Source organism: Micromonospora olivasterospora (assembly GCF_007830265.1).
GTDB lineage: Bacteria > Actinomycetota > Actinomycetes > Mycobacteriales > Micromonosporaceae > Micromonospora > Micromonospora olivasterospora.
The window spans coordinates 4,114,265-4,134,255 of sequence record NZ_VLKE01000001.1 but is presented as its reverse complement, the minus strand read 5'-3'; the positions used below and the strand labels follow the sequence as shown (position 1 = coordinate 4,134,255).

The 19,991-nt window shown below is 75.0% G+C and carries 18 protein-coding genes and 6 pseudogenes; 6 read left to right on the top strand and 18 right to left on the bottom strand.

Features of this window, described 5'->3' with window-relative positions; all coding sequences use genetic code 11:
• Positions 1-6: 6 nt before the first annotated feature.
• Positions 7-348: a hypothetical protein gene (locus JD77_RS19145; RefSeq protein ID WP_145775564.1), complete on the bottom strand. Its 342-nt coding sequence runs from the start codon at positions 346-348 to the stop codon at positions 7-9.
• Positions 349-676: 328 nt separating this feature from the next.
• Here JD77_RS19145 and JD77_RS35530 point away from each other — a divergent pair.
• The 3 genes and pseudogenes from JD77_RS35530 to JD77_RS19135 all read left to right on the top strand — a co-directional run.
• Positions 677-1,039: pseudogene (locus tag JD77_RS35530) on the top strand (site-specific integrase); the annotation flags it as partial.
• A 102-nt stretch (positions 1,040-1,141) separates the two neighbouring features.
• Positions 1,142-1,645 (top strand): annotated as a pseudogene (locus JD77_RS35525) (tyrosine-type recombinase/integrase); the annotation flags it as partial.
• A gap of 38 nt (positions 1,646-1,683) precedes the next feature.
• A complete protein-coding gene (locus JD77_RS19135) occupies positions 1,684-2,865 on the top strand; it encodes an aminotransferase class V-fold PLP-dependent enzyme (protein ID WP_145775563.1) in 1,182 nt (393 codons plus the stop codon).
• A 250-nt stretch (positions 2,866-3,115) separates the two neighbouring features.
• On the opposite strand, the gene JD77_RS19130 is transcribed toward JD77_RS19135, so the two are convergent.
• The 14 genes and pseudogenes from JD77_RS19130 to JD77_RS19055 all read right to left on the bottom strand — a co-directional run bounded on the left by JD77_RS19130 (position 3,116) and on the right by JD77_RS19055 (position 14,395).
• The gene (locus tag JD77_RS19130; RefSeq protein ID WP_246141309.1) at positions 3,116-3,628 is read right to left on the bottom strand and encodes a murein hydrolase activator EnvC family protein; all 513 of its coding nucleotides are present in this window, start codon (positions 3,626-3,628) and stop codon (positions 3,116-3,118) included.
• 591 nt (positions 3,629-4,219) lie between these two features.
• On the bottom strand, positions 4,220-4,543 hold the full coding sequence (locus JD77_RS19125) for a DUF2469 domain-containing protein (protein WP_007075222.1): 324 nt from the start codon (positions 4,541-4,543) through the stop codon (positions 4,220-4,222).
• Complete coding sequence (locus JD77_RS19120) at positions 4,540-5,352, bottom strand: ribonuclease HII (protein WP_145775562.1); 813 nt, start codon at positions 5,350-5,352, stop codon at positions 4,540-4,542. Before JD77_RS19120 ends, JD77_RS19125 begins: the two co-directional genes overlap by 4 nt.
• Before the next feature lie 149 nt (positions 5,353-5,501).
• Positions 5,502-5,954, bottom strand: a pseudogene (locus tag JD77_RS19115) (NUDIX hydrolase); the annotation flags it as partial.
• Between the two features lie 88 nt (positions 5,955-6,042).
• On the bottom strand, positions 6,043-6,678 hold the full coding sequence (gene lepB / locus JD77_RS19110; RefSeq protein WP_145775560.1) for a signal peptidase I: 636 nt from the start codon (positions 6,676-6,678) through the stop codon (positions 6,043-6,045).
• Positions 6,679-6,687: 9 nt separating this feature from the next.
• Positions 6,688-7,559: pseudogene (lepB, locus tag JD77_RS19105) on the bottom strand (signal peptidase I).
• 182 nt (positions 7,560-7,741) lie between these two features.
• Positions 7,742-8,098: a 50S ribosomal protein L19 gene (rplS, locus tag JD77_RS19100; RefSeq protein WP_145775558.1), complete on the bottom strand. Its 357-nt coding sequence runs from the start codon at positions 8,096-8,098 to the stop codon at positions 7,742-7,744.
• Between the two features lie 143 nt (positions 8,099-8,241).
• On the bottom strand, positions 8,242-9,060 hold the full coding sequence (trmD, locus tag JD77_RS19095; RefSeq protein ID WP_145775557.1) for a tRNA (guanosine(37)-N1)-methyltransferase TrmD: 819 nt from the start codon (positions 9,058-9,060) through the stop codon (positions 8,242-8,244).
• A 19-nt stretch (positions 9,061-9,079) separates the two neighbouring features.
• Positions 9,080-9,628 (bottom strand): ribosome maturation factor RimM, encoded by a 549-nt coding sequence (gene rimM / locus JD77_RS19090; protein WP_211372825.1) that lies wholly within the window; start codon positions 9,626-9,628, stop codon positions 9,080-9,082.
• A 2-nt stretch (positions 9,629-9,630) separates the two neighbouring features.
• Positions 9,631-9,891: an RNA-binding protein gene (locus JD77_RS19085; RefSeq protein ID WP_175440282.1), complete on the bottom strand. Its 261-nt coding sequence runs from the start codon at positions 9,889-9,891 to the stop codon at positions 9,631-9,633.
• Positions 9,866-10,318 carry a 30S ribosomal protein S16 gene (rpsP, locus tag JD77_RS19080; RefSeq protein ID WP_145775555.1) on the bottom strand — a complete coding sequence of 151 codons (453 nt, stop codon included), beginning with the start codon at positions 10,316-10,318 and terminating at the stop codon, positions 9,866-9,868. The genes JD77_RS19085 and rpsP overlap by 26 nt, the downstream gene beginning before the upstream one ends.
• Positions 10,319-10,716: 398 nt before the next feature.
• Positions 10,717-11,325, bottom strand: a pseudogene (locus JD77_RS19075) (ribonuclease FAU-1 family protein); the annotation flags it as partial.
• Positions 11,326-11,424: 99 nt separating this feature from the next.
• Entirely contained in the window at positions 11,425-12,831 is a 1,407-nt protein-coding gene (gene proS / locus JD77_RS19070) for a proline--tRNA ligase (RefSeq protein WP_145775554.1), read from the bottom strand.
• Positions 12,832-13,315: 484 nt separating this feature from the next.
• Positions 13,316-14,395, bottom strand: a complete 1,080-nt coding sequence (locus tag JD77_RS19055) for an amidohydrolase family protein (protein ID WP_145775553.1) — start codon at positions 14,393-14,395, stop codon at positions 13,316-13,318.
• A gap of 124 nt (positions 14,396-14,519) precedes the next feature.
• Between JD77_RS19055 and rpsD the strand changes: the two genes are divergently transcribed.
• Genes rpsD through JD77_RS34760 form a run of 3 tightly spaced genes read left to right on the top strand, consistent with a single transcriptional unit; the run spans position 14,520 to position 15,435 of the window.
• Positions 14,520-15,131 carry a 30S ribosomal protein S4 gene (rpsD, locus tag JD77_RS19050; RefSeq protein ID WP_170286480.1) on the top strand — a complete coding sequence of 204 codons (612 nt, stop codon included), beginning with the start codon at positions 14,520-14,522 and terminating at the stop codon, positions 15,129-15,131.
• The gene (locus tag JD77_RS32235) at positions 15,128-15,289 is read left to right on the top strand and encodes a hypothetical protein (RefSeq protein ID WP_170286479.1); all 162 of its coding nucleotides are present in this window, start codon (positions 15,128-15,130) and stop codon (positions 15,287-15,289) included. The genes rpsD and JD77_RS32235 overlap by 4 nt, the downstream gene beginning before the upstream one ends.
• Positions 15,290-15,312: 23 nt before the next feature.
• Positions 15,313-15,435 (top strand): hypothetical protein, encoded by a 123-nt coding sequence (locus JD77_RS34760; RefSeq protein WP_281292104.1) that lies wholly within the window; start codon positions 15,313-15,315, stop codon positions 15,433-15,435.
• A 57-nt stretch (positions 15,436-15,492) separates the two neighbouring features.
• Here the strand turns inward: JD77_RS34760 and ffh are convergent, their stop codons facing one another.
• The 3 genes and pseudogenes from ffh to JD77_RS19035 all read right to left on the bottom strand — a co-directional run bounded on the left by ffh (position 15,493) and on the right by JD77_RS19035 (position 19,979).
• Positions 15,493-17,043, bottom strand: coding sequence for a signal recognition particle protein (gene ffh / locus JD77_RS19045; protein WP_145775551.1), 1,551 nt, complete (start codon positions 17,041-17,043; stop codon positions 15,493-15,495).
• 135 nt (positions 17,044-17,178) lie between these two features.
• Positions 17,179-17,379 (bottom strand): annotated as a pseudogene (locus JD77_RS35870) (response regulator transcription factor); the annotation flags it as partial.
• Positions 17,380-17,702: 323 nt separating this feature from the next.
• On the bottom strand, positions 17,703-19,979 hold the full coding sequence (locus tag JD77_RS19035; RefSeq protein ID WP_145775549.1) for a [protein-PII] uridylyltransferase: 2,277 nt from the start codon (positions 19,977-19,979) through the stop codon (positions 17,703-17,705).
• Positions 19,980-19,991: the final 12 nt, after the last annotated feature.

Sequence of the window (19,991 nt, the reverse complement as noted above, 5' to 3'; positions counted from 1 at the left end):
GGCAGCTCAGTCGCCCTCGAAGCGGAGTTGGACCTCACGGTCGCGTAGGCACCGCCGGACCAGGCCGGTCAGCCGCCGGACCTGTTCCGCCTCGGCCGGGGTCTCCGCGATCTCCCCGAGGCAGCGCAGCTCGGCGAGCAGTTGTGGCACCCGCTCGGCGGCCACGACCAGTTCGCCGAGCGGGTCAACCCGGTCCAGCAGCGGGGTCCGCCCACCGCCGCGCGCCCGCTCGATCAGACCCAGCAGCACGTCGTGCGGGTCGGCCACCACCTGCGCGGTGACGTACGCCGGGCGGCGGCGGCCGGAGCCGGCGCGGACCAGCCGGTACAGGACGAGGTCCAGGCCCATCGTCGGTCCCCTCCCTCCTGAGGGCCGCCCGCGCGGGCCGGGTCGCGCCGGTGCGGGCGGGGGACGAGCACGGCTTGGTGGCGGCGCTGCCACCGGCGACGCTATGCACCAGTCTCGCAAGCTCGCCCGCCGACAGCCAGCCTCGATCGGAGGTGCACGGCGGGTCGGGCCGCCAGGCGGGACTGGCCGCGTGCTCGTAGTCTGGGCCGATGCGTGGCGACGGCGGTGTCGAGCGGCGCGGCCAGGGCCCGGCCGCCGGGCGGGGCTGCGACCGGTGACGCACGGCGGGCCCGGAACGCGGGCGACCCACGAGGCCCTGCCGTCGGCGATGCGGGACGCGGTGGACGACTTCGCCGACCACCTGGCCCGGGTACGCAACCGCTCCACCCACACCGTCCGGGCGTACGTCGGGGACGTCGTCTCCCTGCTCGACCACGCCACCCGGATGGGCTGCGCCGGGGTGGCCGACCTGGACCTCGGCGTGCTGCGCAGTTGGCTGGCGAAGCAACGGACCACGGGGGCCGCCCGCGCCACGATGGCCCGCCGGGCCGCCGCGGCGCGCACCTTCAGCGCCTGGGCACACCGGTGTGGCCTGCTCGGCGCCGACGTGGCCGCCCCGCTGGCCAGCCCTCGCGCCCGCCGCGACCTGCCCGCCGTGCTCCGCGCCGACCAGGCCGCGGCGCTGGTCGAGGCGCCCGGCCGCAGGCACGGGGCCGGAAGGGACGAGTCCGCCAGGGACGAAGCCGTGGACGACAGGGGCGTCACGGACGACACCGAGGACGCTGCCGGGCGCGCCGTGCTGCTCCGGGATCGGGCCCTGCTGGAACTGCTCTACGCGACCGGTGTGCGGATCAGCGAGGCATGCGGCCTCGACACGTCGGACGTGGACCACGCCCGACGGGTGGTGCGGGTCCTCGGCAAGGGCGCCCGGGAGCGTTCCGTGCCGTACGGGCTGCCCGCCCAGCGGGCCCTGGACGAGTGGCTGCGGGTCGGACGCCCCGCCCTGGCCCGCGCGGGCTCCGGAGACGCCCTGCTGCTCGGGGCGCGGGGCGGTCGGCTGCACCCCACCACGGCCCGGCGCGTCGTCGCCGCGTACGCCGAGGCCGCCGGGCTGCCCCCGACCAGCCCGCACGGCCTGCGGCACTCGGCCGCCACCCACCTGCTGGAGGGCGGCGCGGATCTCCGTGCGGTGCAGGAGTTGCTGGGCCACTCCTCCCTGGCCAGCACGCAGATCTACACGCACGTCTCGGTGGCGCGGCTGCGGGCGGCGTACCGGCAGGCCCACCCGCGCGCCTGACCGGCCTCCGGGGGCACGGGCCGGGCTACGATCATGGAATGAGCGTGCCGCAGCCGCCCGAGCCGATTCCCGGCGCCCGACTGCTGTTCTCGCTCGATCCGGCGGTCAGTCACCTCAACCACGGCTCGTTCGGCGCGGTGCCGGTGAACGTGCAGCGCGTCCAGCAGCGGCTGCGCGACGAGATGGAGGCGAACCCGCTGCGCTTCTTCGGGCCCGGCCTGGTCGACCGGATCGCCCACACCCGCCGGCACCTGGCGGCCTTCCTCGGCGCCGACCCGGACGGCACCGCGCTCGTCGGCAACGCCACCACCGGCGTCGCCGTGGTGCTCCAGTCGCTGGGCCTGCGCCCCGGCGACGAGGTGGTCACCACCGACCACGGCTACGGCGCGGTCGGCTACTCGGTCGACCGGGAGTGCCGGCGCACCGGCGCGACGCACCGCGTCCTGCGGGTGCCGCTGACCGCGACCGACGAGCAGATCGTCGAGATCGTCCGCGCCGGGCTGCGCCCCGGACGCACCAGGCTCCTCGTCGTCGACCAGCTCACCTCGGCCACCGCCCGCCTTTTCCCGGCCGCCGCGCTCGTCGGGATCGGCCACGAGCACGACGTACCGGTGCTGGTCGACGCCGCGCACGCGCCGGGCATGCTGCCCGCGCCGGTGGGAGGCATCGGCGCCGACTTCTGGGTGGGCAACCTCCACAAGTGGGGGTACGCCCCGCGCGGAACCGCCGTGCTGGTGGTGGCGCCGTCGTGGCGGGACCGGATCGAGCCGCTGATCGTCTCCTGGGAGCAGCCCGCCGGCTTCCCGGGCAACGTGGAGTGGCAGGCGACGCTGGACTACACGTCGTGGCTCGCCGCGCCCGCGGGCGTCTGGACCCTGCGCACCCTCGGCGTCGACCGGGTACGCGCGCACAACGCCGCCCTGGCCGCGTACGGGCAGCGGGTGGTGGGGGACGGTCTCGGGGTGGCGCCGGCCAACCTGCCGGAGCCCGGCGGGCCGACGGTGGCCATGCGCATCGTCCCGCTGCCGGCGGGGACCGCCACGACGATCGAGGAGGCCCGAGCGCTGCGCGGCCGGATCGCGGAGCGGCTGGCCACCGAGGTGAACGTGATGTCCTGGGACGGTCGCGGCTGGTTGCGGCTCTGCGGGCAGGTCTACAACTCGCCGGACGAGTACGAACGCCTCGCGGTCCGGTTGCCGACGCTGCTCGCACTGCGCTGAACGCGCGACAGGGGCCGACGCTGCACGCAGTGCGCTGAACCCGCGACAGAGGCCGACCCTGCTCCCAATGCGCTGAACCCGCGACAGGGGCCGACCCTGCTCCAGCGCGCTGAACGTGACGGCGAACGCTGTTCGCTGCGCTGAGCGCGCGACGAACACCGCTCACGCTGAGCCCAGTCCTCGAGAGGAGGCCGAGGGGCCAAGGCGCGGACGCGCCGGCGACGGGAGCCGGGCGGGACGACCGGAACGGTCAGCTCGGCAGGAGCCGCACCGATCCGAGCCCGAGCAGGGCCAACGGGTCCAGGTACTCCTCGCCCCGGCGCAGTCCCCAGTGCAGGCAGGCGGCCTCCGGGCAGCCGGCGTGGCCCGGCAGCACCTGCCCCAGCGGCGCACCGGCCGCCACCCGCTCCCCCGGCCGGACGTCGGCCCGCACGGGCTCGTAGGTGGTCCGCAGGCCCGCGCCGTGCCCCACGGTGACCACGGGGCGCCCGGCGACCGGGCCGGCGAAGAGCACGACGCCCGCCCCGGCGGCCCGGACCCGCGCGCCGGGCGCGGCGAGGAGGTCGACGCCCCGGTGCCCGGCCAGCCACGGCTGTGGGGGCGGGTCGAAGCGTCGGGCCGGTCGGGGCGTGCCGTCCAGCGGCCAGCGGAACCGCAGGCCCGGCGGGGCCGGCCCCACCGGTTCCCCGGGCGCCGCTTGCGGGGGTGACCCGACCGCCACGGACTCCAGCGGACCCGCTCCCGAGCCGGACCGCGGCGGCAGCGCCCGCGACGCGGACGCCAGTGGCACCGTGGCCGAAACGGGCCGCGCCGGGGACACGGACCCGGGCGGGGCATCGACGGGACCTGCCCCTTCGCGACCCACGTCCGAGGTGCCGGAACCGACCGCGACGAGAGCGAGCACGCCGAGGGCCGCCCGCCCGAATCGCGGCGCCCGGCCGGTCACCGCGTACCCGCGCCGCCTGCCGCCGCCCGTGGCCCGCCCAGGGCCGCCTGCTCCGCTCGTCGTCGCCATGCCCCGCAGCCTGCCGGCGCGCCGGGCCGTCCGCCAGCGCCGGCCGGTCGGCTGTGGACGGTCGGCGGCGCTGTGGACAGACCCCGCGCCGCCCGTTGATCTGCTATGGCCGGCGCAGGCCCCACTGACAGGCCCGGACCGCTCCCGGTTCCGGGCTCTCCCGCGCGGGCGCGCGCGTCTCGTCCACTTGCCACGGAGGCCGGCGAGAACGGTCCAGGCGAGACGTGGGCGTGGGCGACCCGTCGACCGGCGGACCAGACGGGCGCGCGGACCAGACGGGCGCGCGGACCAGACGGGCGCGCGGACCAGACGGGCGCGCGGACCGGGAAGAGGAGGGCGTCAGCCGCCGAAGCCGGAGTCGGCGGGCAGGGAGATGTCCGGCTTCTCCAACTCCTCGACGTTGACGTCCTTGAACGTCATCACCCGGACGTTCTTGACGAACCGGGCGGGACGGTACATGTCCCACACCCAGGCGTCGTGCATCTCGACCTCGAAGTAGACCTCGCCGTCGGAGTTGCGCACGTGCAGGTCTACCTGGTTGGCCAGGTAGAAGCGGCGCTCGGTCTCCACCACGTAGGAGAACTGGCGGACGATGTCGCGGTACTCCCGGTAGAGCTGGAGCTCCATCTCGGTCTCGTACTTCTCGAGATCTTCCGCGCTCATCGCACTCCACCTTCCATGACCACATCTTCCCCCACCGGCGCGGGAGGTCGGGGCTGCTCGCCCAACGCCACGCCGACGGTACCCCCTGACGCCCCGAAGCGCTCCATCGGCTCGTCCGGGGCCACGCCGACCCGTCGGCGGGACCTCGGCGGGACCCCGTCCCGCCCAGAGACGGCGGCGACGTTGACGTACGAGAAGCGGTGCTCGCGGCACGGGCCGCGCTCCCGCAACGCGGCGGTGTGCTCCGCCGTGATGTAGCCCTTGTGCTCGGCGAAGCCGTAGCCGGGGAACTCCGCGTCCAGGTCCACCATGATCCGGTCCCGGGTGACCTTGGCCAGCACGCTGGCCGCCGCGACGCAGGCCGCCACCCGGTCGCCCTTCCAGACGGCCAGGCCCGGCACGTCGAGCCCGTCGACGCCGAAGCCGTCGCTCAGCACATAGTCAGGTCGGATGCTCAGCGACGCCAGCGCACGGCGCATCGCGGCGAGGTTGCACACGTGCAGGCCACGCGCGTCGACCTCCTCGGCCGGGATCACCACCACCGCGTACGCCAGGGCGCGCGCCACCACCTCGCCGTACACCCGTTCCCGGCTGGCCGGGGTGAGCAGCTTGGAGTCGGCCAGCCCGTCGATCTCGCCCCGCCGCCCCTCGGGCAGCACGGCGGCGGCGGCCACGAGCGGCCCGGCGCAGGCGCCCCGACCGGCCTCGTCGGCGCCGGCCACGTGCCGGAAGCCGCGGCGTTGCAGGGCCCGCTCCAGCGCGTACAGCCCGGCCTCCCGGCGCACCACCGTGCGCGGCGGGGTCAGCACGGCGTACCCCCGTCGGCCGCCCCGCCCTCGACGGGGCCGCCGGCGGACACGGTCGCGGGACCACCGGCGGCAGGCCCGGTGGCGACGGCGCCGGCGGGACCGGCGGCGGCAGGCCCGGCGACGGCTTCGGCCGCCCCGGGGCCGGGCGGGCCGGGCAGCACCCGGCCCAGCAGGGCCGGCAGGTCGGTCGGGTAGTACCGCTCGTCGGTGCCGGCCAGTTCCTCGGCCGGCCACCACCGGTGCCCGGTGACGCTGGCCCGCTCCACGTCGTCGAAGCCCGCCGTGTCGACCTCCCAGGCCGGCACCCGGACCAGGAAGAACACCTGCTCCTGCTCGTACTGGACGCCGTCGAAGGGGAACCGGACCGTCTCCCGCCACACCGGCTCGCCCAACCGCTCCGGGGCCAGCCGCAAACCGGTCTCCTCGGCCAGTTCCCGGGCCGCACCGGCCGCCGGCGCCTCGCCCGGCTCCAGCCCGCCCCCCGGAGTGAACCAGTACCGGTGATCGGGGCGCGCCGGGTCGAACCCGGCGAACAGCAGCACCCGACCGGCGGCGTCGACGAGCAGCACCCGGGCCGCGCGTCGAGGGGTGTAGACGGTCACCGTCCCAGCCTGCCAGACCCACGGCCGAACGCCCACGCCCACCCGGCGGTTCGGCGCGGATCGCCACTCCGGGCGTGCCCCGCGCCGGTCAGGGATTGGGTATGCCGTCGAACTCCTTGGGCACCCCGAGCCAGGTGGCGTGGCCGACCGGCCAGAAGACGGTGAACGCCCGGCCCACCACCTGGTCCTCGGGGATGGTGGCGCTCTGGATGTTCTGCTGGGACTGCTGCCAGTGCTCCAGGGAGTCCCCGGAGGCGGAGCGGTGGTCGCCCATCACCCACAGCCGGCCCTCCGGCACGGTGATGTCGAACTCCTGGTCGGCGGGCTTGTCCCGCTGGCCGTCGGCCGAGTAGATGTACGGCTCGTCCAGCGGCTTGCCGTTGATCACCAGCCGCTCCTGCGGGTCGCAGCAGACCACGTGGTCGCCGCCGACGCCGATCACCCGCTTGATGAAGTCCTCACCCTCGGGGTTGCCGCTCCACTCGGTGGGCGCCTTGAACACCACCACCTCTCCGCGGTGCGGCGACCGGAAGTCGTACACCAGCTTGTTGACCAGCACCCGATCGTTGATTTGAAGGGTGTTCTCCATGCTGGGCGAGGGGATGTAGAAGGTCTGCAGCACGAAGGCCCGGACCAGCACCGCGACCAGGATCGCCACGCCCAGGAGGATGGGCAACTCCTTCCAGAAGGAGTTGCTCTGCTTGTCGGTCTGCTCGTCGATCACGGTTGGAGCCTACGTCGCCGAGCGCGAACGGACCGTCCGGAACGCGCGAGAACGGATACCGCGGCCGAGACCGGGACGAGCAGCAGGACACCACCCGCCCCCGTGGGCCGCACCGGCGGCGGGGGGTCGCCGGCCGCGGCGGTGGGCTCGCCGACCTGGGCGAACGTCTCCGGGACCGACAGCGACGCCCAGCGCGAGGACGGCCAGACCACCGCAAACGCCCGGCCCACCACGTTGTCGATCGGCACCGGGCCCTGGCAGCGGGCGTCCTGGGAGACCAGCCGGTGGTCGCCCATCACGAAAATCTGCCCGGGCGGGACGACCACCTCGTCGAAGCGGCGGGGCCCGCACCCCCGAGGGTCGGGCGGCAGGTCGAGGGGCGAGTCGCGGATCACGTACGGCTCGTCGAGCGGCACGTCGTTGACGGTGACCCGCCCCTGGTCGTCGCAGCACCGCACCCGGTCACCGGGGACGCCGATCACCCGCTTGATGAAGTCCTTCTCGCCGGGGCGGCTCAGCCCGACGAGGTCGCCGAACGTGCGGCCGAGCCTGCCGGCGAACCCGGGCTCCGGCTCCGGGCTCGACTGGGCGGCCCACCGGTCGGTGCCCCGGAAAACGACCACCTCGCCGCGCCGCGGGTCCCGTACGTCGTAGACGACCTTGTTGACCAGCACCCGGTCGCCGATGAGCAGGGTGTCCTCCATCGACCCGGAGGGGATGAAGAACGCCTGGAGCAGGAAGGTGCGGATGAGCACCGCCAGGCAGAACGCGACGACCAGCAGCAGCGGCAGCTCCTGCCACAGCGGCATCTGCCGGCGAGCCCGCCGGGCCCGGCGGCGCCACGGGTCGACGGCGCCGCCGTCGTCACGCGTCCGCACCACGCCACTCCCCGGTCCGTGGAAACGACACTACCGCCCGGGAGCCTCGTCGAGGCCCCGCGGGCGGTAGTGGGACGACCTGGCGCCGCGGCTGCCGCCGCGACGAGTCGATCCCCGCCTGCACTCGTACGACCGGCCCGACCAGCGCTGGGACGTACGACATCAGGCGGCGTCGCGGCCGGTGGTCAGCTCGGCTGCTTCTCGCGCCGCTCCTTGATCTTGGCCTTCTTGCCGCGCAGCTCGCGCAGGTAGTAGAGCTTGGCGCGGCGGACGGCACCGCGGGTGACGACCTCGATGCGGTCGATCGCCGGGCTGTTCACCGGGTAGGTCCGCTCGACGCCGACGCCGAAGCTGACCTTGCGGACCGAGAAGGTCTCGCGCAGACCGTCACCCTGGCGGCGGATGACGACGCCCTGGAAGATCTGGACACGGGAGCGGTTACCCTCGACGACCCGCGCGTGCACCTTGACGGTGTCACCGGCACGGAATTCGGGGATGTCAACGCGCTTCGACTGGGCGTCAAGGGCGTCCAGGATGTTCATCGCTGCGTCCTCGTGAGGCTCACGGCGCACCGTCAGTCGATGCGCGGGTGGGTGATTCTGACCCTTGGGTGGTGGCCGGCGGCGCCGACCCCGGTCGAGGGCCCTCGCAGCCGCCCACGGCGTGGACGGATGCGGCAACCCCTCTACTTTGCCACATGCCCCGACGGCGGCTGAAACCCGCCCCGGTCCAACGCCGCCCGGTCGCGCTTGTCCAGGCTCTCCGGCGGCAGCGCGGCGAGCATGTCGGGCCGGCGGGCCGCCGTACGCAGCAGCGCCTCGTCCCGCCGCCAGCGGGCGATCCGCCCGTGGTCGCCGGAGCGGAGCACCTCCGGCACCTCGTGCCCGCGCCAGGTCGCCGGCTTGGTGTACATCGGCGCCTCCAGCAGCCCGTGGGCGTGCGACTCCTCGTCCAGCGAGCCGGCGTTGCCGAGCACCCCGGGCAGCAACCGGGTGACCGCCTCCAGGATCACCAGCACCGCCACCTCGCCACCGAAGAGCACGTAGTCGCCGAGGGAGACCTCGGTCACCCGCATCCGGGTGGCGGCGTGGTCGAGCACCCGCTGGTCGATGCCCTCGTACCGGCCGCACGCGAAGAGCAGGTGCGGCTCGGCGGCCAACTCGTGCGCCATGGCCTGGGTGAACCGGACACCGGCCGGGGAGGGCACCAGCAGCCGGGGCGGAACGGCGGCCTCGGAGGCAGCCCGGTCGCGGATCGTACCGTCAGGGGCCGGCTCCGCCGGGGCGAGGGCCTCGAGCGCCTCGCCCCACGGCTCCGGCCGCATCACCATCCCGGGCCCGCCGCCGTACGGGGTGTCGTCGACCGTGCGATGCACGTCGTGGGTCCAGGCCCGCAGGTCGTGTACGGCCAACCGCAGCGTCCCGTTGGCGCGGGCCTTGCCGATCAGCGACAGGTCCAGCGGGGCGAAGTACTCGGGAAAGATCGACACGATGTCGACGCGCATGCGGAGCTGCTCCAGCGGGCTAGAGGTCGAGCAGGCCGCCCGGCGGGTCGACGACGACGCGACCGCCGGCGAGGTCGACCTCGGGGACGATCGCCTTGACGAACGGGATCAGCGCGGTACGGCCCTCGGGGCGACGCAGCACCAGCAGGTCGGACGCGGGCGCGTGCTCGATCCGGGCCACCTCACCGAGCCGCTCGCCGTCGGTGGTTACCACGGCGAGGCCGACCAGCTGGTGGTCGTGGAACTCCTCCGGGTCCTCAGGCGGGGCGACGTCCGCGCTGTCCACGCCGAGGAGCGTGCCACGCAGCGCCTCGGCGACGTGCCGGTCGAGCACACCCTCGAAGGCGACCAGCAGCCGCCCCTGATGCCACCGAGCGGATTCCACGGTCAGCTCCGCGGGCACCTGGTAGACCCCAGGCTGAGCGGACGCGGACGCGGGTGTCGCCCCCGGCTCGGTGCGCAGCATCGAGCCGGGGGCGAACCGCGCTTCGGGCTCGTCGGTCCGCACCTCCACGGTGACCTCACCGCGGATCCCGTGCGGCTTACCGATCCTGCCGACGATGAGCAGCATCAGTACGAGTCGACGATGTCGACGCGTACGCCGCGCCCACCGATGGAGCCGATCACCTGGCGCAGCGCCTTGGCGGTCCGGCCGGACCGCCCGATCACCGTGCCGAGGTCCTCCGGGTGCACGCGGACCTCGAGCCGCTTGCCCCGGCGGGAGTCGACCATCCGCACGCGGACGTCGTCCGGGTGGTCGACGATGCCCTTGACCAGGTGCTCGAGCGCCGGACGCAGTGCCATGTCAGGCCTGCTCGCCGGCGTCCGCACCGGTCTGCTCCTCGGCCTTCGGCGCCTCGGCCTCGGCCGGGGCCGCCTTGGCGGCCTTCTTGGCCGGTGCCGGGGTCTCGGCCAGGCCGGCGGCGGCCTTCGCCTCGGCCTCGTACGCCGCCTTGCGGTCGGCCCGCTCGGGGGCGACCTTCAGCGGGGCCGGGGCAGGCAGGCCCTTGAACTTCTGCCAGTCGCCGGTCAGCTCCAGCAGGCGCTGCACCGCCTCGCTCGGCTGCGCGCCGACGGACAGCCAGTACTGGACCCGGTCCGACTTGACCTCGATCACCGAAGGGTCCTCCTTCGGCTGGTAGATCCCGACGAACTCGATCGCCCGACCGTCGCGCTTGGTGCGCGAGTCGGCGACGACGATGCGGTACTGCGGGTTGCGGATCTTGCCCATCCGCAGGAGCCGGATCTTTACGGCCACGGTTGTCTTCGCTCCTGTTGCGATCCCACCGGCCCGACACGGGCGGTGCATGGGTGAGCGCCGACCGGCACAGTGGGGTTGGGCCGGAGACTGCTCGGTGGACTGGCGACGTGCCCGGGTTAGAGGGCGCCGGACACGCGCCGGATACCAGCCGACCATTCTGCCAGATCCGCCGCCGATCTCTCACACCGGACCCACACCCTCCACCCCACCCGACGTACGAGTGGCAGGCCTCACCCGCCCGCCGTTCGCGATCTTGCACCTTTGGCCCTCGATATGGGGCGACTCGCCCGATTCGCCGGGGCAGAAACTGCAAGATCGCGGGAGCGGAGGGGGGTGGGGGAGGCGGGAGGGAAGGGAGGCGCGGGGGAAGGGAGGGCGCGGGGGTCAGCGGGCTGGGGGCGGTTCCAGCCGGCGGGCAGCGCGTCCGGGGGGCCCCAGTCCGGCGGGGCGGCGAAGTCGCACCAGGTGCCGTCGAACGGGAACTCGCCGGCCTCCGCGCGGGCGATCACCCGCTCCCCCTCCGCCCGGACCGCCCGTTCGTCGGTCACCCAGTAGTGGTCGGGGAAGGCCAGCCGCTCGACGAACTCCTCCTCGTCCTTCCACCGCCAGCTGCGGTCGGGACGGACCACCACGTCCAGGTCCTGGTCGACGATGTCCACCCCGGCCACGTCGCCGTCGTCCCAGCGGACGCCCGGCTCCTCGAGGTTGACGTACCAGTGGCTGAACCGGCCCGCCTCGTCGGAGAACCACCAGACGGAGTGGGCCGCACCGACGGGCAGGAACTTCAGCAGCGCCGGCCCCGTCCAGCGCCCGAGTTCGAGCCGGTACGACGAGGTGATCCACTCGGCGAAGGGCATCGCCCGCATGCCGAGCCCGGCCTCGGTGACCTCGTGCGCCACCGGCGCCTCGCGGGCGACGAAGATCAGCAGGCCGCGCTCGTCGTCGCTGACCACCCGTCCGGGCCGGACCCAGCCGATCCGGCCGTGCCGGACGTTCCGGTGCATGATCAGCCGGCCCGGTGCGAAGCGCGGGCCGCCGGCCCCGCTGTCAGGAGGGGCCCCTTCCGCTACCGAAGGCGTCAACAACGGGCCCCTCCCTTCCGCTCAGTAGGCGCGGGCCAGGACGGCGACGAGGTCCGGCTCGTCCTCGGAGTCGGGGACCGAGCCGTCGGCGCGCAGCAGGCAGCGGACCGTCACGCCCTGGCCGTTCGCCTCGGCCTCGCCCTGCACGCCGACCGCCGACCAGGGCACCCGGGCCCAGCCGGTGGCCGCCGCCTCGATCGCCTCGGCCAGGGTGGCGACGTCGGTGGTGCGGGACCGGCGGAAGGCGAGGGCCTGGTCGTGCAGCGCCTGCTGGTCGGCATCCAGGGCGGCCAGCACCGCGCCCACCACGTCGGCCACGGGGACCGGGGACTTCGAGCCGTCCGTACGCCGGACCACCACCGCGTTGCCGGCGGCCAGGTCGCGGGGGCCGACCTCGACGCGTACGGGATAGCCGCGCAGCTCGGCGTCGACGGCCCGGCGGCCGAACGGGGTGTCGGTGCGGTCGTCGAGCGCCACCCGGACACCGGCGTCGCGCAGCGCGTCGTGCAGCTTGACCGCCGCCTCGCGGACCCCCTCGCCGTCCTTGACCACCATCACGTACGCCTGGACCGGCGCCAGCTTCGGCGGCACCCGCAGGCCGTTGTCGTCGCCGTGGCACATGATCAGGCCGCCGAGCATCCGGGTCGAGGTGCCCCACGAGGTGGTCCAGGCGTGCTCCCGGCCGCCCTCGGCGGAGGAGTAGCTGATGTCGAACGCCTTGGCGAAGTTCTGCCCCAGCTCGTGGCTGGTGCCGAGCTGGAGGGCCTTGCCGTCGCCCATCATGCCCTCGCAGGTGTACGTGGCCGTCGCCCCCGCGAACCGCTCCCGGGCGGTCTTCAGGCCCACCACCACCGGGATGCCGAGCACGTTGACCATCAGGTCCTCGTACGCCTCGTGCAGGATCCTGCGGGCGTACGCCCGCGCGTCCTCGCGGGTCGCGTGGGCGGTGTGCCCCTCCTGCCAGAGGAACTCGCTGGTGCGCAGGAAGACCCGGGGGCGCAACTCCCAGCGGACCACGTTCGCCCACTGGTTGAGCAGCAGCGGCAGGTCCCGGTACGAGTCGATCCACTTGGCCATGAACTCGCCGATCACCGTCTCGCTGGTGGGGCGCACCACCACCGGCTCGGCGAGCTGCTTGCCGCCGCCGTGGGTGACCACCGCCAACTCCGGCGAGAAGCCCTCGACGTGCTCGGCCTCACGCTTGAGGTAGCTCTCCGGGATGAACAGCGGGAAGTACGCGTTCTCCGCGCCGGCCGCCTTGATCCGGGCGTCCATCTCGGCCTGCATCCGCTCCCAGATGGCGTAGCCGGCCGGTCGGATGACCATGGTCCCCCGGACCGGGCCGTTGTCGGCCAGCTTCGCCTTGGCGATCAGATCCTGGTACCAGCGGGGAAAGTCCTCCGCACGGGGAGTGAGCACGCGTGCCATGACCGCACATCCTATGCCGCGTCGCGCCGCGCCGGCCCACCCACCCACGCCAGCCGCAGACCTCGACCACGATGGGTGAGTTCAGGGACGCCGGCCGACAGCGGCTGCGGGACGGCATCGTCGACGCGGCCCGGGCGCTCACCGTCGCGGGTGGACCTGGCGGCGGGCACGGTCGTCCCCGGCCGCCGGGCGGCTGGGACGGCGCCGGATGGCAGGTGGCCGCGGCGGCCGGGGTGAGCCGGCAAACCGTCCACAACGAGTTCGCCAGCAAGGCGAGCCGACCGGCCCCGCCCCTCCTCCCCGGCCCCCCGCGGATCGGAGTTGACCAAGAGGTTCGTGTCGCCCGCCACGCCGGTCCCCGACGCAAACCTCTTGATCGCCGAGCGCCCGGCGGGAGCCGGGCGGGGGCGGGGTGGGGGGGTGGGGGGCGGGGGCCGGGGCGGGGGTGGGGGTGGGGGTGGGGGGTGGGGGTGGGGGTGGGGGGTCAGCGGATTATGCGGCCGCGGAGGACGATGCGGGTCGGGGCGCGGACCACGCGCAGGTCCTGGCGCGGGTCCTCGGGATAGACGACCAGGTCCGCTGGGCCGCCCTCGACCAGGCCGGGGAAGCCCAGCCACTCCCGGGCGCGCCAGGAGGCGGCGGCCAGGACGTCGACCGGGGACATCCCCGCCTGCTCGTGCAGCAGCAGCATCTCCTCGGCGGCCAGCCCGTGGTCGATGCCCCCGCCGGCGTCGGTGCCGACGTAGACCGGCACACCCGCCTCGTACGCGGCCCGGACCACCTGCGGGAAGCGGTCGCGCAGGGCGAGCATGTGGTCGGCGTACCCGGGGAACTTGGGCCGGGCCGCGTCGGCGATCCCGCCGAACGTCCGAATGTTGATCATCGTGGGGACCAGGGCGGTGCCCTGCCGGGCCATCACGTCGATCAGGTCCAGGCTCAGCCCGGTGCCGTGCTCGACCGAGTCCACCCCGGCGCGCACCATGATCTCCACGGCCGACTCGGAGAACGTGTGCACCGCGGCGCGTACCCCCGCGGCGTGCGCGGCCGCGACCGCCGCCGTCATGGTGTCGGCGTCCCAGGCCGGGGCGAGGTCGCCGACCCCCCGGTCGATCCAGTCGCCCACCAGCTTGACCCAGCCGTTGCCGGCGGCGGCCTGCGCCGCCACCGTGGCGGCCACCTCCGCCGCGCCGACCTCGATCCCGATGTCCCGCAGGTACCGCTTCGGCGGGGCGATGTGCCGGCCCGCCCGGGCCAGCCGCGGCAGCTCCGGGTCGTCGTCCAGCTCCGGGTACGGGTACGGCGAGCCGGCGTCCCGGATCGCCAGCACCCCGGCGTCCCGGTCGACGCGGGCCAGCTCGCGGGCCTGGTCGAGCGAGGTGACCGGGGCGCCCCCGCGGGCGATGCCGATGTGACAGTGGGCGTCGGTCAGCCCGGGCAGCACGAAGCCGCCGTCGGCGATCGTCTCCGCCCCGGCCACCGGGTCGAAGGTCACCCGGTCGCCGACCAGCCAGAGGTCCCGGACCTCGTCGTCGGGGAGCAGCACACCGCGCACATGCAGAGCCATGTGCACAGTCCTACCCGATCACGCCCCGCCGCGTCTCGACCGGCCGGTCACCCGGATCGGGTGGGGCCGCCTCACCCCGTGGGCCACGACGGTGGAGGTTCCGCGAGAGTCGAGGGAGGAAGAGATGGCCGTCCGGACGAAGGTACGCCCCTCGCCCACGGACGAGGTTCCGCTCCATCCGGCGTACGGCTACCGGCTGCGCCGGCAGAAGCACCCGATCGGCGTACGCGGCGGGCCGCGGCGCGCCCCGCGCGGGTACGCCCTCGGCGACGCCGACCGGACCCGGGTGCGCGCCGCGTACCACCTGCGCGGACGGCAGTTAGCCCGGGCCGTGGTGACGGCGGCGCGGCAGCCGGGCGACGCGGCGGAGAACCTGGCCGCCGAGCTGGAGCAGCGGCTGGACTCGCTGGTCCACCGGGCCGGTTTCGCGCGCACGGTCGCCGAGGCGCGCGGCCTCGTCGCCCACAACACGTTCACCGTCGACGGCGGCAAGGTCAACCGGCCGTCGTACCCGGTGCGGCCAGGGCAGACGATCGAGGTGCGCCCGGGGCGGCGGTGCCGCGCGCGGGTGGCCGTGGCGCTGGCCGGGCGCCCCGAGGGGGACGCGCCGCCGTACCTGGAGGTCAGCCCGGAGCGGTTCACGGCGCGGCTGAGCCGGGAGCCGCAGCGGCAGGACGCGCCCGCGCTGCGGGACGCCGCCCTCGCCGTCCACGCCCAGGAGGAGGTGGCCCGATGAGCCTGCCCGTGCCCAACGACCGGCGGGTGCCCAACTACCTGCGCCAGAGCGGCCGGCCGGAGTTGACGCCGCGGCAGCGGCGCCGGGCCGAGCAGAAGAAGGCGCGGCTGGACAACCTGACGGGTCAGCACTCCCCGGGGCCGGCCCGGGGTCGGTGACCTCCGGCGGAGGCGACTGACCGGTGTCGTACCCCGTCCAGGTCACTGACGGGGTGCTCAACGTGCGGTTCGTCACGCACACCGGCTTCGGCAAGCCGATCGTCAACGCGCTGCGGGTGACCAACCGGCCGGACCTGGTGTCCTGAGGCGTACCCGAGCGCGGAGGGGCCCGGCCGCATGCGGCCGGGCCCCTCGCGCGTCGACTAGCGCTTGTCGTCCTCGCGTCTGCCGAGCTTGTTGAAGTCCAGCTTGGGCAGCTTGAAGCCGGGCGGCAGGCCCTCGCCGCCGGCCAGCGCGTTCGGGTCCAGGCCGGGCGGGAGCTGGGGCATCCCGCCGGGGAACCCGCCCGCGCCGTGCCCGACCGGGCGCGGACGCTGACCGCCGCGCCCGCCCTTGCGCTTGTTCTTCGGCGACTTGGTCGCCTTGCGGCGGCCCGCGCCGGGCAGCCCCATCATGCCGCCCATCTGCTTCATCATCTTCTGCGCGTCGGCGAAGCGGTTGAGCAGCTGGTTGACGTCCATCACGGTGACCCCGGAGCCGTTGGCGATCCGGGCCCGCCGGGAACCGTTGATGATCTTCGGGTTGGTGCGCTCGGCCGGGGTCATCGACCGGATGATCGCGGTGACCCGGTCGAAGTGCTTGTCGTCCAGCTCGGCGAGCTGGTCCTTCATCTGCCCCATGCCGGGCATCATGGCCAGCACGTTGGCGATCGGGCCCATCCGCCGGACGGCGACGAGCTGGTCGAGGAAGTCCTCCAGGGTGAACTGCTCGCCGCCCATCAGCTTGGCGGTCATCTTCTCCTTCTGATCGGCGTCGAAGGCCGCCTCGGCCTGCTCGATCAGAGTGAGGACGTCGCCCATGCCGAGGATCCGGCTGGCCATCCGGTCGGGGTGGAAGACGTCGAAGTCCTCCAGCTTCTCGCCGGTGGAGGCGAACAGGATCGGCTGCCCGGTCACCTCGCGGACGCTCAGCGCGGCGCCACCGCGGGCGTCGCCGTCGAGCTTCGACAGCACCACGCCGGTGATGCCGACGCCGTCGCGGAACGCCTCGGCGGTGCGCACGGCGTCCTGGCCCACCATCGCGTCGATGACGAAGATGACCTCGTCGGGGTCGACCGCGTCGCGGATGTCGGCGGCCTGCTGCATCATCTCGGCGTCGATGCCGAGCCGGCCGGCGGTGTCGACGATGACGATGTCCCGGGCGGCCCGCTTCGCGTGCTCGATCGAGGCCCGGGCCACCTGCACCGGGTCGCCGACGCCGTTGCCGGGCTCCGGGGCGTACACCTCGACGCCGGCGCGCCCGCCGAGCACCTGGAGCTGCCCGACGGCGTTGGGGCGCTGGAGGTCGGCGGCGACCAGCAGCGGCTGGTGGCCCTGGGCCTTGAGCCAGCGGGCCAGCTTGCCGGCGAGGGTCGTCTTGCCGGAGCCCTGGAGGCCGGCCAGCATGATCACCGTCGGCGGCTGCTTGGCGAACTGGAGGCGCCGCCCCTCGCCGCCGAGGACCGCGATCAGCTCCTCGTTGACGATCTTGATGATCTGCTGGGCCGGGTTGAGCGCCTGCGAGACCTCCGCGCTGCGCGCCCGCTCCTTGACGTTCGCGATGAAGCCCTTGACCACCGGCAGGGCGACGTCGGCCTCCAGCAGCGCCATGCGGATCTCGCGCGCGGTGGCGTCGATGTCGGCGTCGGTGAGCCGGCCCTTGCCGCGGAGCTTGGTGAAGATCCCGGAGAGGCGGTCACTCAAGGTGTCAAACACGCGAACATCCCGTTTGTCAGTGTTCCGGCGGGCACAACACGGCCGGACGGTAGTGCCCGGCCACCGCTAGGGTAGCCCGCCGCCGACACCCGCGCTCCGGGCCAGCCGGCAGAGCGCCCCGTGCCCGCCCCGGACTCAGCCGTCCACCAGGCCCGACTGGTACGCGAAGACCACGAGCTGCGCCCGGTCCCGGGCGCCCAGTTTCACCATCGCCCGGCTGACGTGCGTACGCGCGGTGGCCGGGCTCAGCACGAGCCGCTCTGCACCGCAGAGCATCCACACCAGGCCCAGCCCGACCGGAGGCGCCACCGCCCGCAGGGCGACGGCGAGCACGGCTCCGAGCATCGCCCACATCGTCGCGATGAGCCACCCCGCCCCGATCCCGGTGAGCAGGTCGCCGGCCGACGGCCAGTGCGCCGGCTGCGCCTCGGCGACCGCGACGAGCCCGCTGGCGGCGGCCCCGACGGCGAAGACGGCGAGCGCCACGGCCAGCGCGGCGGCGGTCAGGGCGAGCAGCTTGCCGGCGTACACCTCGAGCCGGGAGGGGCCCTGGGTGAGCACCGTCTTCCAGGTGCCCCAGGCGTACTCGCCGCTCGATCAGCGCCCCCATCCCGGTCAGCCGGCCGGCGCCGGGCGGCCGGCCGAGCAGCCGCCCGTCCCTACACCGCGGCCAGGACGGCGGCCTCCAGGCGGGCGCGTTCGGCGTCGGGAGGCCAGCCGCCGACCAGGTAGAACGCGTCGACCACATCCCCGCCGAGGGTGGCGATGCGGGCGGCGCGGACCTGGGCGCCGGCCTCGTCGAGCGCGCGGGTGACCCGGTAGAGCAGCCCGGCGGCGTCGGCGGCGCGCAGCTCCAGCAGCACGGCGCCGGTGGCCGCCTCCCGGTGCCAGACCACGCGGGGTGCGGCGCCGGAACCGCGGGCGGCGAGCGCCCGGCCGCGCAGCCGCTGGGTGACCGACACGTCCCCGGCGACCGCCCGGCTCAGGTCGGCGGCGAGCGCGACGGGGTCCGGCGGCAGGCCGTACCGGGGCTGCACCCGGCACTCGACCAGGGCCCGGCCGTCGACCGTCGAGGCGTCCGCGGCGAGCACCTCCAGCCGGTGCAGGGCCAGGCAGCCGGCGACCGTCGCGAGCAGGCCCCGCCGGTCGGCCGCGGCCACCGCCACCCGCTCGGCGGTCAGGTGTACGACCGGCAGCGGCCCGGCGACCAGCGCCGGGTCCGGGGCGGGCGGGGCGGGCAGCGCGCCGGTGTCCAGCGCGGTACGCACCCGGGCGACCAGCTCGGCGATCAGCCGTCCCTTCCAGTCCGACCAGGCGGCCGGGCCGGTGGCCGCCGCGTCGGCGCGGACCAGCGCGTGCAGCAGGTCCAGGGTGGTGGTGTCGCCGACCTGCTCGGCGACCCGCGCGATGGTCACCGGGTCGGACAGGTCGCGCCGGGTGGCCACGTCGGGCAGGAGCAGGTGCAGCCGGACCAGCGTGCCGATCAGCGCCGCCTCCGGCTCCGGCAGGCCGATCCGGGCGGCCACCGCCTCGGCCAGCGGCGCCCCGACCGCGCTGTGATCGCCGGGGAGTCCCTTGCCGATGTCGTGCAGGAGCGCGCCGAGCAGCAGCAGGTCCGGCCGGTCCACCTCGCGGGTGTGCCGGCTGGCCTCGTACGCGGTCTGCACGAGGTGCCGGTCGAGGGTGTACCGGTGCACGGGGTTGTGCTGGGGCAGGCTGCGCGTCCGGGTCCACTCCGGCAGCCAGCCGTCGACCAGGCCGTACCGGTCGCAGGTCTCCCAGGCCGGCAGCAGACCGGGGCCCGCGCCGAGCAGGGTGACCAGGGCGGCGCGCGCCTCCGCCGGCCACGGGGACGGCAGCGGCGGGCAGTACGCGGCCAGCCACTCGCAGGTCGCGCGGGCGATCGGCAGCCCGGTGGTGGCCGCCGCCGCGGCGACCCGGAGGGACAGGCTCGCGTCGGGGCGGGCGCCGATGGCGGTACGCGCCAGCACCAGCTCCCCGTCGTGCTCCACCACGTCGCGGGCCACCGGCCGGCGCGTCGGCCGGACGTCGCCGCCCCGGCGGCGGCCCGAGCGCAGCCGGTCGGCGGCCCGCCAGGCGTCGTCCAGGGCGTGGCTGACCGTGCGCGCGTCCCCGGCGACCCGCCGCAACAGCGCGTCCCCGTCGGTCAGGTCGAGTCGGGCGGCGACGCCGTCGCGTTCCTGGGCCACCAGCCGGTCGACCCGCCGGCCGACCTGCGTGTGCAGGGCGTCCCGGGTGTCCAGCAGCCGCAGGTGGGCGGCCCGGACGGCGGGGCGCAGCGCGTCGGTGACGCCGGCGGCGGCGATGGCGCGCAGCATGCCCACGTCCCGCAGCCCGCCGGCGGCCTCCTTGAGGTCGCCCTCCAGCAGGAAGGCCAGCTCGCCGTGGGCCCGCCAGCGGGACGTGGTGATCTCCCGCAGCGCGGGCAGCCGGCGGACGGCGGTGCGCCGCCAGTGGTCGGCGGCGGTCCGCACGAGGGTGTCGGCCAGTGCCAGGTCCCCGGCGACGAACCGGGCGTCGAGCAGGCCGAGGGCGACCTTGACGTCGTCCTGGGCCACCGACAGCGCCTCGGCGACGGTACGCACCGAGTGGTCCAGCCGCAGGCCGGCGTCCCAGATCGGGTACCAGAGCGACGCGGCCAGGTCGTCCATGCCGGGCGCCCCGGCGTGCAGCAGCACCAGGTCGAGGTCCCCGTACGGGGCGCACTGCCGCCGACCGAGCCCGCCGACGGCGACCAGCGCCACTCCGTCCCGCCGCGGCAGCAGCCCGCCCAGCCAGCGGTCGAACGCGTCGGCGCGCCGCGCCCGGGCGTCCGCGCCGATCCCGGCCGGCACGCCGACGGCCTCGTTGACCAGGAGGTTCGCGTCGTCGTGAGTGGCGTGCTCCGACGCGTTTCCCTTGATCAACGAGGCCATGTCGGTCGTCTC

What these genes read in the sequence shown, in the direction of transcription:
- trmD (WP_145775557.1), bottom strand. Translation starts at nt 9,060, where the DNA reads ATGCGCGTCGACATCGTGTCGATCTTTCCCGAGTACTTCGCCCCGCTG.
- JD77_RS19135 (WP_145775563.1), top strand. Translation starts at nt 1,684, where the DNA reads ATGAGCGTGCCGCAGCCGCCCGAGCCGATTCCCGGCGCCCGACTGCTG.
- proS (WP_145775554.1), bottom strand. Translation starts at nt 12,831, where the DNA reads ATGGCACGCGTGCTCACTCCCCGTGCGGAGGACTTTCCCCGCTGGTAC.
- JD77_RS19055 (WP_145775553.1), bottom strand. Translation starts at nt 14,395, where the DNA reads ATGGCTCTGCATGTGCGCGGTGTGCTGCTCCCCGACGACGAGGTCCGG.
- rplS (WP_145775558.1), bottom strand. Translation starts at nt 8,098, where the DNA reads ATGAACATCCTGGACGCCCTTGACGCCCAGTCGAAGCGCGTTGACATC.
- JD77_RS32235 (WP_170286479.1), top strand. Translation starts at nt 15,128, where the DNA reads ATGAGCCTGCCCGTGCCCAACGACCGGCGGGTGCCCAACTACCTGCGC.
- JD77_RS19035 (WP_145775549.1), bottom strand. Translation starts at nt 19,979, where the DNA reads ATGGCCTCGTTGATCAAGGGAAACGCGTCGGAGCACGCCACTCACGAC.
- rpsD (WP_170286480.1), top strand. Translation starts at nt 14,520, where the DNA reads ATGGCCGTCCGGACGAAGGTACGCCCCTCGCCCACGGACGAGGTTCCG.
- JD77_RS19125 (WP_007075222.1), bottom strand. Translation starts at nt 4,543, where the DNA reads ATGAGCGCGGAAGATCTCGAGAAGTACGAGACCGAGATGGAGCTCCAG.
- JD77_RS19145 (WP_145775564.1), bottom strand. Translation starts at nt 348, where the DNA reads ATGGGCCTGGACCTCGTCCTGTACCGGCTGGTCCGCGCCGGCTCCGGC.